Below are 15959 nucleotides of genomic sequence, written 5' to 3'. Positions count from 1 at the left end.
TCCTTATTAAACAATAAGCTGCATGACCCAGATCGACAGCAGCGCATTGATGGCGCAGACTGCGATAATATGCGGGTAATATTTGGCGTTGACTTCGGCAGTACCGAGACAGCGGCCGACATTCTGTACCGGGTTTCCCATCAGGTAAATGGCTGGCAGTAGTACGGTAACATCGTGGCCGCTTAGCGCGCCGGCGGTAGCCAGACTGGCCGCCACGCCAACGGCGCCGCCCATACTCATCAGCGAAGCCAGAAGCACCGTAGCCGCTTCGCCGGGAAGCCCCCACAACGCCATCACGGGCTGGCAGATATGGCCTACCCAGTCGAGCAGACCGGTAATTTTCAGCGCCTGAATAATGACAAATGCCATGACCACATTGGGTAACAGGTTGGTCGTGGCGATGGTAAAACCGCGGCGTGCGCCATCGATAAACATATCCATGACATTCTTACGTACCTGAGTCGTCATGATTGGGCTCCTTGCGCAGGGTGACGGCGTTCTTCGATGTTAATCCAGACGCGCAAAAGGTTTGCGCCGATAAATTTGAATAGCAGAATGACCACCAGCGGAATGATGACTGACGTCCCCAGAAAGGCGAATACCGCAACGCCGGAGGAGAAATAGTTGGTGATAATAGCGCTGCCGCTGGTCTGCCAGGCGGCAAAAATCACTTTATCGCGTTCGGTGATTTCGCCTTCCTGCGCCAGCTCTTTGGTCATACCCGCCGCGGCGTCGGTATTTTGCAGGTTGGCGATCAGCGCCAGTGAGCAAATGCCGGGAATGCCAAGCAATGGTTTCAGGATGGGCGTCATCAATTGCTGTGCCGCCCGCAGACCGCCCAGTCCATCCGTAATCGCGATGATACCCAGAGAAAGGATAACCGACGGTGCCAGCTCCAGCGCAAAAAGGAAGCCATCTTTCGCGCCCGTTCCGCCCGCGCCGCGAAAGGTCTGCGTACCGGTCACATGACCGAATGACCCGTTGAGTACGGTAAAATCAAAAACGCGCCACCAGCCTTCGCTTCCGGAAAATACGCCGGAAAAGAAAATAATGGTGAGAAAAAACGCCAGGTATCCCTTTATCCCGACCTTTTCTGTATCAAGCGGCATGGCCGCCCCGTCCACTTGTTGCGCCATAGCGATCCCCGAATTTTTTTGATGATGTGTTGGTTGTAGCCACAGGCCAAAAAGCCCGAAACAGAAAGACCTTATCAGCCATAAGGGTAAGGACAAAATGCAAGTATGTATCGTGCTATGCGTTTCTTGCATGGCAGCGCGAAAAATCACCATCCTCGCTACTGCCGGAGGCGCGGGGAACCGTGGACGGTATAACGCGAGGTAAAAAAAGCAAAGAAACAGGTGTTGACGCAGGCCGGAGCCGGGAGCAGGAAAAAGAGGAAATAAATTTGACGTTAGTCAATTTCACGCCACTTAATTATCGTTGTTAAAAAATAGGATTTTTTAACCTAAATTTTACTTTTTACTGTAATTTTTCATGCCTTAAGAGGAATTGTCACGGTCAGGTCAGTAGCCGCTGATGGGTCAGTTTGCGCCCTAAGAATCCTACGGGCAGGTAATAAAAAACGAATCATCTAATTAATTTCATGATGTGATTTATTTATAATTGTGATGATTTGAAAGGGCGCGATAATCATCATAATGGGATATATAGCCAAAATAATTCGAGTTGCTTAAAGGCGGCAAGGGAGTGAGTCCCCAGGAGCATAGATAACTATGTGACTGGGGTGAGCAACGGCCCGTCAGGGCGAGGCCTATGGATGGGCCGGGTAATCCGTAGCCAACACATAAGCAACTAAAAGTATGAAGGGTATATAAAATAATAGGCAGATTGATAACACCAAAAACCATAAAACAAGCGTGGTTTTTAGTGTCATTTTTAACTTGAAATAACGTGTTGAGGATGTGCTATTAAAAACAGATCCGCATTGTGCCGCGAATAGCGTTAAAGATACAACCCGGTGCGGAGAGCGCGAGTTTACTCTACCGCTTATTCACGTATCACAAACCGTTTTTGTTTTATCTGCTGCGCGGCGCTGATCAGCGCGGCAAAAAAGAGCGCCGCGGCGCCGCAAAGCGTGGCGTTGATAATTGCCGACGCGCCATTGCCTGACAGACTGGCGGCGAGCGGACCGAGAATTTGCCCAATACCATACGTTAGCGTCACCAGGCCTAACAAATTAATATTACCCGGCGCGCTGAGTTGTCGGGCAAGCGGCATCACCAGCGAGGTTGTGCCCATAAACGTGGCGCCAAAACCAATACTGCTCAGTATTAACAGCAACAACGAGTCGCTGGCGAGAGACAGCAGCACGCAGGCGCTCTGGATCAACAGATTCGCGGTCAGGCATGGCAGGACGCCCCAATGTTTTGCCGCCCACAGCCAGCCGAAGCAGCCGGGAATGATCGCCAGGCCGACCAACGACCAAAGGTGCGCCGTGAGTAGCGGAGAGCCCGCGCTTTTCGCCATCAACGGCAAATAGGTAGCGACAATGATGTAGCCGAATCCGGCGAAACCGTACAACAGCGCCAGTTGCCACCAGGGCATAGGCTGATTTTCGATTCTTGCTAAAGGCGCAGGCGGCAGCGCATGAGCGCGGGGGGGAATCAACATTGCCACGATTAATAGCAATATACCGGCGAGCGCTCCGGCCCCCAGCCATAGCGAATGGGCCGAAAGCGCATAATGTAAACCGCCAATGACATATTCGTTACCCAGTGCAATCCCGGCCCCGACGCCGGAAAAGAGCGCGGCGATCACAAACGGATGGCGGGTATGATGCAACACAATCATTGATCCAAAAATCATCATTCCCGCGCTCGCGACACCTGCCAGGAAGCGCACCAACATGACGACCGCGGGCTGAGTAAATATCGCCATAGACAGAATAAGAATACCGGTGGCGACCGCCGAAGCCAGCAGCATGGGGCGTAGACGAGAGGGGAGATGAAAAAGGCCAAAGGAAAACAGTAAGCTTCCCGCCAGGTACCCTGCATAATTGGCGCTGGCAATCCAGGAGAGTTGGTTAAACGTTAGCTGCTTTTCCGCCAGCATTACCGGCAGCATGGGCGTATACAGAAAGCGGCCAACTCCCATCCCCAGCGTCAATACCATCATACCGAAAAGCGCCGTAAAAATGGGATGGCGAGGTGAAGCGCTCTGAGCATGAACCATGGTTTTTCTCTTTGCTAAAGTAAGGCAGGAATGCCGGATTGTTGTTGTAAATGATAATAAAAAGTAAAATTAATGTTTCAAATTTGCAAGAAAAGAAAGTGAAGCGCAGGCGAATAACGGATTGAGAAGAGGGGCATCGGTGGGAAATGACATTAAATTAATGCCTCCCACGTGCGGGGTTTGGCAGTTAATCTGAACGAGAATTGCGCCTTCCCCTTCTTAGATACTGAGCAGTGCCGGTATTTGCGACAGTAAATATAACACCAGACCAATAGCGCCGCCGACCAGCGTGCCGTTCACGCGGATAAACTGCAAATCTTTACCGATATTAAGCTCAATCTGCTGCGACATATCGCGCGCATCCCAGCCTTTTACGGTATCGCTGATGTGGCGCGTCAGGAAGGCGGCGAATTCCGGCGCGACGCGGTGCGCGGCCTGTTCCAGATGACCGTTAAGCGAGGCGCGTAATGCGTCGTCGGCGATCAGTGTCTCGCCAAACCATTGTCCGGCATGAGCGATGCGCTGCTTTACCTTCGAGTCTTCGGCGTTGATATCTGTTTTTAACCACTGGCGTAGATCCGCCCAGATCTCGCCGAGATAACGGTTAAACGCCTCATCTTCCTTCAGGTAACTTTTAATGTTTTCTGCCCGGGCAGCCATTTCCGGATCATGTTTAAGTTTATCGATCAGCTTATACGTCGCGCGATCGAAGGCATGACGAATCTGATGCGCGCGATCGTGACTGATATCATCCAGCAGAGAATTCACCGCGTCGGAGACCAGTTCAGCGCTGTGTTCTCCCAGCCATTCGGTCGGCAGAATCTTCGCTTTTAACGGATGCTCGGTCTCCAGCCAGCGTATGATCTGTCTGGCGATAAATGTTCGGGAGCTGTCACGCTGTAACAGGGCGATAAGCTGGGCGATCAGCGTATCGAGTAACACCTGGTGACGATCGTTTTTGGTCATGCTTTCCAGCATCAGGGCGCTGGTGCCGGAAAGATCCACTTTATCAATCGCTTTATGTACCGCTCGCTTGAGCAGCCGCTGAATACGGGCGTCATCGGTTAGTTCCAGAAAGCCGCTCATAATTTGCAGCAGATGCTGCCCGACCCGGCTGGCGTTGCCCGGCTGGCTGAACCAGTTTCCGATAAGCAGCGCAGGTTCATGGCGGCGGATTAGCGCGATCAGCGACTGCGTATCAAGGAACTTCTCCTGCACAAATTGCCCAAGATTTTCGCCGATTCGGTCTTTATTACGGGGAATAATCGCCGTATGTCGTGAAATAAACGGAATGGGAATGCGGCGAAATAGTGCCACCACGGCAAACCAGTCCGCCAGCGCGCCAACCATCGCCGCTTCGGCAATAGCTTTTATGCCCAGCACCCAAAAACTGGGCGGCAGGAAAAGCGTGGTCACAAACGTCGCGGCGGCTATCAGCAACAGTGAGAGCGCCAGGCGTTTGGCGCGTTTGAGTTCGGCGATTTTATTCATAGGGTTAAGGATAGAGCCAGACGGTAGGAACGTGCAAAAAACATCAGATTATCCTGTGCCGGATAAGCCTCTATCCGGCAGAGTGTTTACTTCTCAGCGGCCAGTTCTGCTGCCTCATGCTGGCGTACGCGCTGTAATAATGTCGCCAGGGTGAAGACCACGATCACCCCGGCTACCGCTGCCAGCAGGTGAAACGGCAGTCTCCCGCCGTGAAACCACAGCCAGCGGCCAACTTCGACCGACACCGCCATCACCGTCAGAATCACCATGTTCAGCGAGGCCGAAACCGTCCCTTTTGGCAAGTTGTTGGAGAGAAGCGTGAAGCGAAACAGCGTCGGGAAAATCATGCCAATGCCGAACGCGTACAGGCTGGTGCCCAGCACAGACCAAAGCCAGACGTGCGGCAGAAGAAGATTACCGAGGAGCAATGTCGCCAGCCCGCTTAACTGGATTGGTACGGCGCGCCAGATAAAACGCGGTCGGGTTGGATCTTTCACCAGGCGCACAACGATCATATTGGCCACGATCACCGCGCCGAATACGGGCACCTGCGCCCAGGCGAATTGCGAAGTACTCATCCCGCCGGCATCGATCAGGATCACCGGCGACACCGCCACCCAGCTCATCATCGGGATGTAGCTCAACGACAGCGTCGCCGCCCCGGTGAGAAAAATCGGGTTGCGAAACACATTACGAAAATCGCGCAGTACGCTCACCGCGCTGAACGGCACCGCGCCGCGTTGCACCGTTTCTGGCATCGCCAGCAGCAGGCCGCACAACGCCAACAGTCCCATCACCGCAATAATACCGAACAGTACCTTCCAGTGAACGAAGTGCATCAGCGCGGCGCCGGAGAGCGGGCCGATAACCGGAGCGACCAGCACAATGGAGGTAATAATCGCCATCAGCTTAATGGCTTTGGTTTGACCGAAAGCCTCCTGTACCGTGACGTAGCCGACCGTTGCGATAAAGCAAATGCTGGTGCCCTGCACAAAACGGGCAACCAGAAACTGCGTCATTGAGGTCGTCAACAGCGTTGCCGCGCAGGCGAGAGTAAAAATTAATGCCCCTGCAATCAGCACTGGCCGGCGGCCAATCCTGTCGGATAGCGGCCCCAGAAGCCATTGCAACGCCATTCCGCCTGCCAGATAGAGACTGACCGAGGCCGGCGCAAGACTGACGTCAGCATTAAAATCGCGCACGACGTTAATGATGCCAGGCTGAATCAGATCCGTCGTCAGATAGGCGGCAAAATCGTACAAAATCAGCGCCATCGGGAAAAATAACGTTGTGGCGCGTTGGGAGAAAAACTGAATAATCCGTTGCATAAAAAATGCGCTCCATGTCGGAGAACCCCATGATGGGACAGCGAAACTCAATACCGTCATCGTGACGTCAGGCAGGCGATGGAAACAGCGGCTGCGGATGTACTGAATTTCATGTAATCAAAAACGCTGCCGGTGAAAACACAGACAGGAAGAGACGCGTTCTGAATCTCGTCAGAACGTGTGGCGATTACAGATAACAATCAGCACATCACACCTCGGGAAATTTACGTTGCACGGAAAATATACACATTAAGTGTAATTAAATTTTGATGTTAATCAAAAGAGTTTGTCTGGTTAATAAAGATAAAGGCAGGGCGCGCAGACTGGCATTTTGCGTGTTCAGTTCCGAAAATGCATGTGCATTACAGATAACAGGATTTATCTTTCGTCGCGCCTCGCAATGCTGAAAAGGTACGGATGAGAAAGGAATTTTCAGGAGGTAGAGTCGCAGCATCCTGGTTTGGGGTGACGGAGCGCCATGAAAAAATCGACGACCTCAACACCGCATGATGCGGTGTTTAAAACCTTTTTGCGCCACCCGGAAACCGCCCGCGATTTTATGGAGATTCATCTGCCGGTGTCGTTACGCCAGCTTTGCGACCTGCGGACGCTAAAGCTGGAGCCCGGCAGTTTTATTGAAAAAAATCTGCGAGCCTATTATTCCGATGTGCTTTGGTCGCTGAAAATGCGCGAGGGCGACGGTTATATCTATGTCGTGATTGAACATCAGAGCACGCCGGATGCGCATATGGCGTTTCGGCTGATGCGGTATGCGATGGCGGCAATGCAACAGCATCTGGATGCGGGGCATAAGCATCTTCCGCTGGTGGTGCCGATGCTGTTTTATCACGGTGTTGATAGCCCGTATCCTTTTTCGCTGTGCTGGCTGGATGAGTTTGCGAACCCGGAAGTGGCAAGAAGACTCTATGCCGCTGCCTTTCCGCTGGTCGATATTACAGTGGTATCGGATGATGACATTATGCAGCACCGCCGCATTGCGCTGCTGGAGCTCATCCAAAAACATATCCGCCAGCGCGACCTGCTGGGACTGGTTGAACGAATTGCTTCGCTGTTAGTTACTGGTTGCGCTAATGACAGGCAGCTTAAAGCGCTGTTTAATTATCTTATGATTCAGCACGGACATACGCCTCGTTTCACCACGTTTATTCGTGATGTGGTAGGGCATGTCCCGCACACTAAGGAGAGACTGATGACGCTGATAGAGAGGATCCGCGCAGCGGATCGCAGAAAAGGGGAACGGCAAGGAAGACAGGTCGGTCTGGAGGAAGGATTAGAAAAAGGGCTGGAAAAAGGTCAGCGCGTTGCCGCATTGCGTATCGCCAGACAGATGCTGGCGGACGGACTTGACCGCGAGACTGTCCAGCGGTTCACCGGCCTTACGGCTGAAGAGCTTCAGGATGTTAGCCACTAACGCGGTTCCAGTCTGAATGTTGCAGGCCCGGTGCCCGCCGGGCAACGCTCTCTATAATTATCGCTGATAACCTCACGAATATACCGAACTTTACCGATAGCGCCAGCCATCTCTACTACCCTTATTGTTCTGAGCGGCATTTACGGCTGCCTTAATGACGATAACAAGGAGACATGTGATATGGCTTACCAGACAGTGAATCCTGCCAATAATCAGCTCATTAAAGAGTACCCCCCGCACACGGACGCGGATATTGAAGCCGCGCTGCAAAAAGCTGACGCGCTCTATCACTCCGACTGGTCCAAGGGAGAGATTGACCAACGTCTGCCGGTACTGCATAAGCTGGCTGACTTGATCGACAGCCGTGTTGAAGAACTGGCAAAAATCGCCAGCCAGGAGATGGGCAAGCTCATCGAGCAAAGCCGTGGCGAAGTCAAACTATGCGCGCAGATCGCTCGCTATTATGCGGATAACGCGAAGCAGTTTCTTGCTCCGGTGCCTTATAAAACCGAGTTTGGCGACGCGTGGGTAGAACATCATCCGATTGGCGTCATCATGGCTGTTGAGCCGTGGAACTTCCCGTACTATCAGTTGATGCGTGTGCTGGCGCCGAACCTGGCCGCAGGTAACCCGGTGCTGGCGAAACATGCCAGCATCGTACCGCACTGCGCCGAGACGTTTGCTCATCTGGTGCGTGAAGCCGGCGCGCCGGAAGGCGCATGGACCAACCTGTTTATTTCCTCCGATCAGGTGGCGAACATCATCGCCGACCCGCGCGTGCAGGGCGCGGCGCTGACCGGATCTGAAAAAGCGGGGAGCGCCGTGGCGGCACAGGCGGCGAAGCACATTAAAAAATCGACGCTGGAACTGGGCGGGAACGATGTGTTCGTCGTGCTGGACGATGCCGACCTTGAGAAAGCGGTGAAAATTGGCGTACAGGCACGGCTCACTAATGCGGGGCAGGTATGTACGGCGGCGAAGCGCTTTATCCTGCATGAGAAAATCGCCGATCAATTCCTCAGCCAGTTCACCGAGGCGTTCAGGAAGGTGAAGGTGGGGGATCAGATGGACGCTTCTACCGAACTGGGGCCGCTGTCGTCGAAAGATGCGCTGGAAACATTGACCAGACAGGTCGAGGAAGCGGTGAAAAATGGCGCGACGCTGCACGTTGGCGGCAAGCCGCTGGAAAGCAAAGGCAACTTCTTTGAGCCGACCATTCTGACCCACATTACGCGTGACAATCCGGCGTACTTTGAAGAGTTCTTCGGCCCGGTGGCGCAGATGTATGTGGTGAAAGACGATGACGAGGCGGTAAAGCTCGCCAACGATTCCCACTACGGTCTGGGCGGCGCGGTGTTTAGTCAGGATATTGAGCGTGCTAAACGCATGGCCTCCCGGATTGAAACCGGGATGGTTTATATCAACTGGCTGACCGATACCGCAGCGGAGCTGCCGTTCGGCGGCGTTAAGCGTTCGGGCTTCGGACGCGAGCTATCGGATCTGGGGATTAAGGAGTTTGTGAACCAGAAGCTGGTAGTGGTGCGCCGCTAATCCCTGTTGCCCCTCTGAAAACGGGAGGGGCCTGGCTTTTTTGCAGCGAAGGACGCGGATCTTAAATCAGAACGAAATAAGCGAACAAAACCCCCTCAATTGCCCTCCTTATTTATCCACGTTGTACTAACCGTGCTTTTTATCCCGGTATTGTTTGTACAGACATTCATGATGCCCGCATTTTCTGTTCTATGCGGAGGTCGGTATGGAATTTTACGAGAACCGCCCCAGACAACCATTCGTTGGCTTTGTGCAGCTCAGACGGGCGCTAAAAAGGTGGTGGCTGCGTAAGCGGGCCTGTCAGGCGCTGCGGCGAATGAGTGACGAGCAGTTAAGGGATATCGGGTTGGAAAGGAAGGATGTGGAATAACAGATAAGAGTCAGTAAAACTGGAAAGGCTGGATAATCTTATCTTAACCTCTCCAGTAGGCGGGTATCCTGGAACGCTAATTTTCCTGCCAGGCTTTCTCGATCAGCAGTTTGGCTTTATCCAGATCGTGTTCGTCACGCACAATCAATTCGACGTCGCCGGTTCCCCAGTGGCCAATATGCGTGACGTCCCGGCTAAATCCTTCTTCAAGCTGGATATGCTGTGGATTGATTTTCAGCCACAGGCGTAGGTGTGGGTCGGTCACGGGATAAACGGCCACGCACAGAAAGTTACGAATGAGGTGGAAGGCGTCATAGAGCTTAAGCTCTTTAAACTGAACCTCATCACTGAGTGAGAGCACATAGCTTTTTAGCTGTTCATATAATGAAAGCAGCGCGGGAGAGGCCGAAGAGAGCTGTTCGCGCTGCGTGCGGGTATGGCGTTTACCGCTGCTGACGGAACCGTTCGCGATGATGTGCTGAGGGCTATTTTCGACCACGGCGTTAACCAGTTCCAGCATTAACAGGTCGTCGGCAAAAAGCTTGTAGCGAATCAGGTTGATATTGCGGTTGATTTGCTGAACGGCATGTTCGTCGTATTTATTAAAATCGGCGGCAATACAGATTAACCGTGTGCCGGACCAGTCAATGGCTTTGGCCGCGGTTTTACTTATTTTCTCCATCACCAGCAACTGAAATTCCGCTTTATGATCGAGCAGCCAGTCGAGATAAAACAGCCCCTGGTTAATGACGTTTTCATTGCTGTGGCGTTTATATTCAATAATCACCGGGCAGTTATTTTCGTCGAGGCCGAGGGAATCAATTCGCCCACGATGGGTTTTACCCGTGCGGTATTCGGTCTCGAGAAAGCGGACGCCAAGGAATGTTTCCATATGGGATTCGATCAGCATTTGCAGATCTTTTTCAATGGCTGCGGCTTTGCCCGGCAGTTCTTGTACTTTCCCGCCACCGAGGCGGAAAAGCTGGATATCGCTCATGGATCCCTCCTGAATTTTCTGCGCACTATCATACGTTATGTGAAAAGAGATAAAAGCGGAAATCGGGCTTTTGGAGGTGAGATATGTTATAAGCCCGACAGCAGGTGGTTACCGGGCAGCGGGCCGTAGGTCGGATAAGCGTTAGCGCCATCCGACGCTGTTACAGCAGTTTGCGCATCTTACAGAAGGAAAGTCCAGCTGAAAATCAATGAAAATAAGCCGCTGGATGAGAGGTGATATTATATTTGGTGATGAGAATAAAGCGGCTATTTAGTCGCTTTATTGGTTTCTGGGGGCAGGTTAATTTATGGCGGCGTCGGCATTATAAGAAGGAAAGGGTTCGAATGATGCAGACCCTATTCATCTGCCCGGGCAACGTTGACCACCGTATAAAGCTGCCCCTCATTGATTTAACTTGTAATGAACTGCCACACAATCCAGCAGCCAAAGGCGATCAGAATGCCGCCGGCGGCGCGTTCAATTTTCCAGACAAGATTACCCAGACGACCTTGAATTTGCGGCAGGGCGATAAGCGTTATCAGCAGCAGATCCCAGAGTAACACTACGCTGGTCATCCAGATTCCACATATGGCCTGCTGTGTAACGGTCACGTTTGGGCCCAGCAGGGCGGTCATTAGCGCCAGATAAAACAGAGCATTTTTCGGATTCAACAGCGATGAACCTAGCCCCAGTAATAGTTGTTTTGCCAGTGATGGACATGCCGATGCGGCGTACCGCCACTCCAGCGGCCCGGCGCGGCTTTTCAACAGTTGACGGCCCACCCATAGCAGGTAGGCGGCACCCAATAGTTCGATGATGGTAAAGAGCAGCGGCGTCTGACGTAGTAGCCCTGACCCAATCACCACCAGCAGAATATAGAGCCCATTTCCCGCCGCAATGCCGAGGCACAGCCCGACGCTACCGCGCAGCCGATAGCGTACGGCGTAACCGACCAGCAAAAAGAAGTCCGGACCCGGGCTGAGCAGCGCCATAAAATGCGCCAGCGCCAGTGCGGGAAACGCCGGAGGAAATAACGTTGTAACCTGTTCCATAGTAACCTCAGTGATGATACTGAGGTCAGCCTATACCTGCGGATGCGCTATTTATTGTCGGATATTGATCTGTTCTGCGCGTACTGACGCGGCGTTGCCGCCGTGTAGCTGACGAAGGTTTTGTGGAAATGACTTTGATCGGCGAAACCGGTCTGATAGGCAACATCGGCAATATCGTCCCCGGCGCGCAATCGGTGCCGGGCATATTCAATGCGGGCCATATTGGTAAAGCTGACAGGAGTCAGGCCTGTATCCTGCTTAAAAGTGCGAATCAGAGTCTCCTTACGGAGCGCAAACTCCTGCGCCAGTGTGTCCAGCGTCGGCGGTTCCTGAAGGTTGCTGACTAAGCGGGCAACCAACTGGCGGCTGATGGCGCATGGCGGTTCGGCGTCGGCGCTTTGTAGCGGCAGGGCGCGCAACAGGTGGATAATAAGCGCCGGAAGTCCGGCGGTTTGTTGCTGAGTAATAGACGTCACAATTTGCTGATAAAGCTGGAAAAGCTGCGGGTCCTGCAACTGTGGCTGCGTGGTATGCAGGCGGCTATTCGCCGGCAAATGGGGGAGCTGCGTCAGGCACCAGTCCGCATCGAGATACAGCATATGATAGCTGCGTGGTCGCTCGTGGAGCGGGTTACAACTGTGTGGAGATTGCGGGGGGATCAGGATCAGCTCGCCGGGGCGTAACAGATACTCTTGTCCGTTACTGATGCAGCGGGTTTCTCCGGCGATGATTGCGCCCAGCGACAGTTGCGGGTGGCTGTGGCGCTTATAGGCCTGACGGCTTTCACTGGTGGTACGTAGCTCCAGCCACGGCAGTTGTGGCAGACGCCAGAAGCGTTGGTGAATATCTCGGATAAGGGGCATACAATCTCCTGTGCGGCCCGGCTTTTCTGCGCCCGTTTACTTCCTTAACCCCGCAAATGCCGCTCTGATCTCGTCTTCCGGCAACTGGATCCCGATAAATACCAGCGTGCTGTGCGGCGTTTCGTCGCCCCACGGTCTGTCCCAGTCGGCGCTGTAGAGGCGCTGCACGCCCTGGAACAGCAGGCGATTGGGTTCGCCGTCGATCCACAGCATCCCTTTGTAACGCAGCAGTTTATCCGCTGATTCCAGCAGCAGGTTTTCCATCACCCGCGAAACCTCGCTGATATCCACCGGGTAATCCAGTTCCACTACAATTGACGACACATCGTTCTGTTTATCGGCAATAAAGTGGAAACGTGGTTGGCTTGCCAGCACGTTCTCTTCCAGCATAAAGCCGCTGGTATTAAACAACTGGCTCAGGTCAATATCGCCATGTACCACGGTGTAAACCGGGGCGCGGGCGTTGATACGCGCCAGCCGCTCGCGCAGTTTCTCGCTGTCGCCTGCCACGTCGGTTTTGGTCAGCAGGATACGGTCGGCGTAGCCTATCTGCGACTGGGCGATGGTGAACTGGTTCATCTGCTCGTTAGCGTGCACCGCGTCGACCAGCGCAATCACGCCGTCTAACAGGTAGCGTTCGCATAATACGTCATGGGAGAAAAAGGTCTGAATAATCGGGCCGGGGTCAGCCATGCCGGTGCATTCAATTACCAGGCGGTCGAAAGCAATATCGCCGCGGTCGCGGCTGTCGAGCAGGTCTAATAGCGCATCTTCCAACTCGTTGGAGCGGGTACAGCAGATGCAGCCGTTAGTCAGGGTTTTGATCTGTGTGGCGCGATCGCCAATCAGTTGATCGTCAACGGAGACTTCGCCAAATTCGTTTTCGATAACGGCGATTTTAAAACCATGTTGTTCGTTGAGGATATGGCGTAGTAGGGTGGTTTTGCCGGCACCAAGAAAACCGGTAAGTAGGGTAACTGCAATCGGGGTCATAGTCTCTCCATTAACAACAGCGCATACCGCCTTTGCCATCGCCGCCGTAACGTGCTTGCTGACGTTCGCGGAAGAACTCTTCATAGGTCATGTACGGCTTGTCGGGATGGTTGGTTTTCATGTGCTTGACATAGTTGTCGTAGTCCGGAATACCAATCAACATTTTTGCCGCCTGGCCGAGATATTTTTTTGCCTGACCTAAAGTATCAAACATTCTGCCGTCCTGTTAATGAATAAAGCCGGATGGCGGCTTGCGCCTTATCCGGCCTACACTAGCCGGGGTCGCTGTGCGCTACCCGGCATCAGTTTTAGTGGTGTGAAGAGATCTTCACGCCGCCTTCCGGCACGGGCACATACGGGGTTTCTTTGTCGGTACGTTTATCGCTGTTGCGTACCTTCATCCAGGTGGTGAAACCGTAGAAGATAATACTGTACACCACCACCAGGAACAGAATACTCAAACCAGCGTTAGTGTAGTTGTTCACCACGATATGGTTCATGTTGGCAATCTGCTGCTCGGTCAGGTTGGTGCCGTTGGCAATCTTCTCTTTATACAGGTTTGCCATGTAGAAGAAACCTTCCATCTGTGGGTTGGCGCTGAACAGTTTCAGGCCCAGTGCCCAGGTGGTGCAGATCAGCAGCCATACCGCCGGGATTACCGTCACCCAGATGTATTTGGTGCGCTGCATTTTGATCAGTACCACGGTGCTCAACACCAGCGCCACGGCGGCCAGCATCTGGTTAGAGATACCGAACAGCGGCCACAGGCTCTTCACGCCGCCCAGCGGGTCGACCACGCCCTGATACAGCAGATAGCCCCACAAACCGACGCAGCCTGCGGTACCGATGATACCCGCGACCAGAGAATCGGTTTTTTTCAGGAACGGGACGAAGTTACCCAGCAAATCCTGCAACATAAAGCGGCCGGAACGGGTACCCGCATCCAGTGCGGTCAGGATGAACAGCGCTTCGAACAGAATACCGAAGTGATACCAGAAGCCCATATCCGCCATCGGCAGGACTTTGTGGAACACATGCGCGATACCTACTGCCAGCGTTGGCGCGCCGCCTGCGCGGTTCAATACTGACGGTTCACCGATATCTTTCGCCGTTTGCAGGATTTGTTCCGGGGAAATCACAAAGCCCCAGGAGCTGACGGTCGCCGCTGCATGTGCGGTAACGTCTTTCAACTGCGCCATAATCAGCGGCGCGTTCTCGCCGCCCATCTCGTGCAGGTTTGGCATGGTAATGCCCAGACCTGCCGGCGGGGTGTTCATCGCGAAGTAGAGACCCGGTTCAATGATTGAGGCCGCCACCAGCGCCATCACCGCAACAAAGGACTCCATCAGCATCGCGCCGTAACCGATAAAACGCGCATCGGTCTCACAGGCCAGCAGTTTCGGCGTGGTGCCGGAAGAGATGAGCGCGTGGAAGCCAGAGACGGCGCCACAGGCGATGGTGATGAACAGGAACGGGAACAGGGCGCCTTTCCACAGCGGGCCGGTACCGTCGACATACTGCGTCAATGCCGGCATTTTCAGTTCCGGGTTGAGGATCACAATCCCCAGCGCCAGACCGACGATCACGCCGATTTTCAGGAAGGTAGCGAGATAGTCGCGCGGGGCAAGGATCAGCCATACCGGCAGCAGCGCGGAAACAAAGGCGTAGCCGATCAGCGCGAAGGTAATGGTGGTGTCTTTAAAGGTCAGCGCCGGACCCCAGTAAGGGTCGTGGGCAATCACGCCGCCGAAGTAAATAGACGCCACCAGCAGCACGATACCAATAACGGAGACTTCGCCTACGCGTCCCGGACGCAGGAAGCGCATGTAGATGCCCATAAACAGCGCAATCGGCACCGTTGAGCAGACGGTGAAGACGCCCCACGGGCTTTCGGCCAGCGCTTTAACCACGATTAATGCCAGCACCGCGAGGATGATGATCATGATTAAGAAGCAGCCGAACAGCGCGATGGTGCCTGGAACGGTACCCATCTCTTCTTTGATCATCTCGCCAAGAGAGGCGCCGTTACGGCGGGAAGAGATGAACAGCACCATAAAGTCCTGCACTGCGCCCGCGAGCACTACGCCCGCCAGCAGCCACAGTGTCCCCGGCAGATAGCCCATCTGCGCGGCCAATACCGGCCCGACCAGCGGACCTGCGCCGGCGATGGCGGCGAAGTGGTGACCAAACAGCACGTAGCGGTTAGTCGGCACGTAGTTCAGGCCGTCGTTATTGATAACCGCCGGCGTCGCGCGCGTCGGGTCGAGTTTCATGACCTTCTGGGCGATGTACAGGCTGTAGTAGCGGTAAGCCACCAGATAGACGGAAACGGAAGCGACCACGATCCACAGGGCGCTCACGTGTTCACCCCGACGTAGGGCAACGACCGAGAGGCAGAAAGCACCGATGATTCCGAGAATCACCCAGGGTATGTGCTTGAATATCTTTTTCGTATCCATAGTAAAACCTGGTTGTAAGTTTAATTATCAGCCGAAGCTGGGTGGACATTGAGTTCGTGTTTGAGGAGGTAGATTGACTGCTATGCTGAGAGGATCTTGCCAGATCATCGCGCGCGTAAAGTTAGGTAAATCAGTGAGTGGTTGTATGGCGGTTTAAGCGGTCGGACGTACCGGTAAGCGGTTTCGCGGAGGAGGGCGTGGGCTATTTTATGTGATTGAGATCACGATATA

15 protein-coding genes are annotated in these 15959 nt (G+C 53.7%); 3 read left to right on the top strand and 12 right to left on the bottom strand.

Going from position 1 to position 15959, the window contains the following annotated elements:
- Nucleotides 1-6 precede the first annotated feature (6 nt).
- From OLG56_RS18945 to mdtM, 5 genes are all read right to left on the bottom strand, one after another.
- Entirely contained in the window at nucleotides 7-468 is a 462-nt protein-coding gene (locus OLG56_RS18945) for a YjiG family protein (RefSeq protein ID WP_000211979.1), read from the bottom strand.
- Complete coding sequence (locus OLG56_RS18940; RefSeq protein WP_000068752.1) at nucleotides 465-1136, bottom strand: nucleoside recognition domain-containing protein; 672 nt, start codon at nucleotides 1134-1136, stop codon at nucleotides 465-467. Before OLG56_RS18940 ends, OLG56_RS18945 begins: the two co-directional genes overlap by 4 nt.
- A gap of 871 nt (nucleotides 1137-2007) precedes the next feature.
- A complete protein-coding gene (locus OLG56_RS18935; RefSeq protein WP_000233266.1) occupies nucleotides 2008-3192 on the bottom strand; it encodes an MFS transporter in 1185 nt (394 codons plus the stop codon).
- Between the two features lie 219 nt (nucleotides 3193-3411).
- Nucleotides 3412-4683 (bottom strand): DUF445 domain-containing protein, encoded by a 1272-nt coding sequence (locus tag OLG56_RS18930; protein WP_023219725.1) that lies wholly within the window; start codon nucleotides 4681-4683, stop codon nucleotides 3412-3414.
- 86 nt (nucleotides 4684-4769) lie between these two features.
- The gene (gene mdtM / locus OLG56_RS18925; RefSeq protein WP_061377141.1) at nucleotides 4770-6011 is read right to left on the bottom strand and encodes a multidrug efflux MFS transporter MdtM; all 1242 of its coding nucleotides are present in this window, start codon (nucleotides 6009-6011) and stop codon (nucleotides 4770-4772) included.
- 478 nt (nucleotides 6012-6489) lie between these two features.
- Between mdtM and OLG56_RS18920 the strand changes: the two genes are divergently transcribed.
- Together OLG56_RS18920 and OLG56_RS18915 are read left to right on the top strand one after the other, a co-directional pair.
- Nucleotides 6490-7443, top strand: a complete 954-nt coding sequence (locus OLG56_RS18920; RefSeq protein WP_061377140.1) for an Rpn family recombination-promoting nuclease/putative transposase — start codon at nucleotides 6490-6492, stop codon at nucleotides 7441-7443.
- Between the two features lie 180 nt (nucleotides 7444-7623).
- On the top strand, nucleotides 7624-8994 hold the full coding sequence (locus OLG56_RS18915) for an NAD-dependent succinate-semialdehyde dehydrogenase (RefSeq protein ID WP_058215747.1): 1371 nt from the start codon (nucleotides 7624-7626) through the stop codon (nucleotides 8992-8994).
- A 95-nt stretch (nucleotides 8995-9089) separates the two neighbouring features.
- Here the strand turns inward: OLG56_RS18915 and OLG56_RS18910 are convergent, their stop codons facing one another.
- Nucleotides 9090-9233, bottom strand: a complete 144-nt coding sequence (locus OLG56_RS18910; protein ID WP_001647387.1) for a hypothetical protein — start codon at nucleotides 9231-9233, stop codon at nucleotides 9090-9092.
- Here OLG56_RS18910 and yjiS point away from each other — a divergent pair.
- Nucleotides 9200-9364 carry a DUF1127 domain-containing protein YjiS gene (gene yjiS / locus OLG56_RS18905; protein WP_020898337.1) on the top strand — a complete coding sequence of 55 codons (165 nt, stop codon included), beginning with the start codon at nucleotides 9200-9202 and terminating at the stop codon, nucleotides 9362-9364. The genes OLG56_RS18910 and yjiS overlap by 34 nt on opposite strands.
- A 76-nt stretch (nucleotides 9365-9440) precedes the next feature.
- Here yjiS and OLG56_RS18900 read toward each other — a convergent pair whose 3' ends face one another.
- The 6 genes from OLG56_RS18900 to btsT all read right to left on the bottom strand — a co-directional run bounded on the left by OLG56_RS18900 (nucleotide 9441) and on the right by btsT (nucleotide 15728).
- The gene (locus OLG56_RS18900; protein ID WP_061377139.1) at nucleotides 9441-10361 is read right to left on the bottom strand and encodes a DUF5655 domain-containing protein; all 921 of its coding nucleotides are present in this window, start codon (nucleotides 10359-10361) and stop codon (nucleotides 9441-9443) included.
- Nucleotides 10362-10771: 410 nt separating this feature from the next.
- The gene (locus OLG56_RS18895) at nucleotides 10772-11413 is read right to left on the bottom strand and encodes a LysE family translocator (protein ID WP_000438685.1); all 642 of its coding nucleotides are present in this window, start codon (nucleotides 11411-11413) and stop codon (nucleotides 10772-10774) included.
- Between the two features lie 47 nt (nucleotides 11414-11460).
- Nucleotides 11461-12276 carry an AraC family transcriptional regulator gene (locus tag OLG56_RS18890; protein WP_001128427.1) on the bottom strand — a complete coding sequence of 272 codons (816 nt, stop codon included), beginning with the start codon at nucleotides 12274-12276 and terminating at the stop codon, nucleotides 11461-11463.
- A 36-nt stretch (nucleotides 12277-12312) separates the two neighbouring features.
- Entirely contained in the window at nucleotides 12313-13269 is a 957-nt protein-coding gene (yjiA, locus tag OLG56_RS18885) for a GTPase (RefSeq protein WP_000187838.1), read from the bottom strand.
- A gap of 10 nt (nucleotides 13270-13279) precedes the next feature.
- Complete coding sequence (locus OLG56_RS18880) at nucleotides 13280-13483, bottom strand: YbdD/YjiX family protein (protein ID WP_061377138.1); 204 nt, start codon at nucleotides 13481-13483, stop codon at nucleotides 13280-13282.
- A gap of 94 nt (nucleotides 13484-13577) precedes the next feature.
- Nucleotides 13578-15728: a pyruvate/proton symporter BtsT gene (gene btsT, locus OLG56_RS18875; RefSeq protein WP_000379929.1), complete on the bottom strand. Its 2151-nt coding sequence runs from the start codon at nucleotides 15726-15728 to the stop codon at nucleotides 13578-13580.
- Nucleotides 15729-15959: the final 231 nt, after the last annotated feature.

Origin of the sequence: Salmonella sp. 2018103, assembly GCF_026247685.1 — a bacterium.
GTDB lineage: Bacteria > Pseudomonadota > Gammaproteobacteria > Enterobacterales > Enterobacteriaceae > Salmonella > Salmonella enterica.
This window is presented reverse-complemented; position numbering and strand designations above follow the sequence as displayed.

What these genes read in the sequence shown, in the direction of transcription:
- OLG56_RS18880 (WP_061377138.1), bottom strand. Translation starts at nt 13,483, where the DNA reads ATGTTTGATACTTTAGGTCAGGCAAAAAAATATCTCGGCCAGGCGGCA.
- OLG56_RS18915 (WP_058215747.1), top strand. Translation starts at nt 7,624, where the DNA reads ATGGCTTACCAGACAGTGAATCCTGCCAATAATCAGCTCATTAAAGAG.
- yjiA (WP_000187838.1), bottom strand. Translation starts at nt 13,269, where the DNA reads ATGACCCCGATTGCAGTTACCCTACTTACCGGTTTTCTTGGTGCCGGC.
- OLG56_RS18945 (WP_000211979.1), bottom strand. Translation starts at nt 468, where the DNA reads ATGACGACTCAGGTACGTAAGAATGTCATGGATATGTTTATCGATGGC.
- OLG56_RS18940 (WP_000068752.1), bottom strand. Translation starts at nt 1,136, where the DNA reads ATGGCGCAACAAGTGGACGGGGCGGCCATGCCGCTTGATACAGAAAAG.
- btsT (WP_000379929.1), bottom strand. Translation starts at nt 15,728, where the DNA reads ATGGATACGAAAAAGATATTCAAGCACATACCCTGGGTGATTCTCGGA.
- OLG56_RS18920 (WP_061377140.1), top strand. Translation starts at nt 6,490, where the DNA reads ATGAAAAAATCGACGACCTCAACACCGCATGATGCGGTGTTTAAAACC.
- OLG56_RS18900 (WP_061377139.1), bottom strand. Translation starts at nt 10,361, where the DNA reads ATGAGCGATATCCAGCTTTTCCGCCTCGGTGGCGGGAAAGTACAAGAA.
- OLG56_RS18930 (WP_023219725.1), bottom strand. Translation starts at nt 4,683, where the DNA reads ATGAATAAAATCGCCGAACTCAAACGCGCCAAACGCCTGGCGCTCTCA.
- mdtM (WP_061377141.1), bottom strand. Translation starts at nt 6,011, where the DNA reads ATGCAACGGATTATTCAGTTTTTCTCCCAACGCGCCACAACGTTATTT.
- yjiS (WP_020898337.1), top strand. Translation starts at nt 9,200, where the DNA reads ATGGAATTTTACGAGAACCGCCCCAGACAACCATTCGTTGGCTTTGTG.
- OLG56_RS18935 (WP_000233266.1), bottom strand. Translation starts at nt 3,192, where the DNA reads ATGGTTCATGCTCAGAGCGCTTCACCTCGCCATCCCATTTTTACGGCG.
- OLG56_RS18890 (WP_001128427.1), bottom strand. Translation starts at nt 12,276, where the DNA reads ATGCCCCTTATCCGAGATATTCACCAACGCTTCTGGCGTCTGCCACAA.
- OLG56_RS18895 (WP_000438685.1), bottom strand. Translation starts at nt 11,413, where the DNA reads ATGGAACAGGTTACAACGTTATTTCCTCCGGCGTTTCCCGCACTGGCG.
- OLG56_RS18910 (WP_001647387.1), bottom strand. Translation starts at nt 9,233, where the DNA reads ATGGTTGTCTGGGGCGGTTCTCGTAAAATTCCATACCGACCTCCGCAT.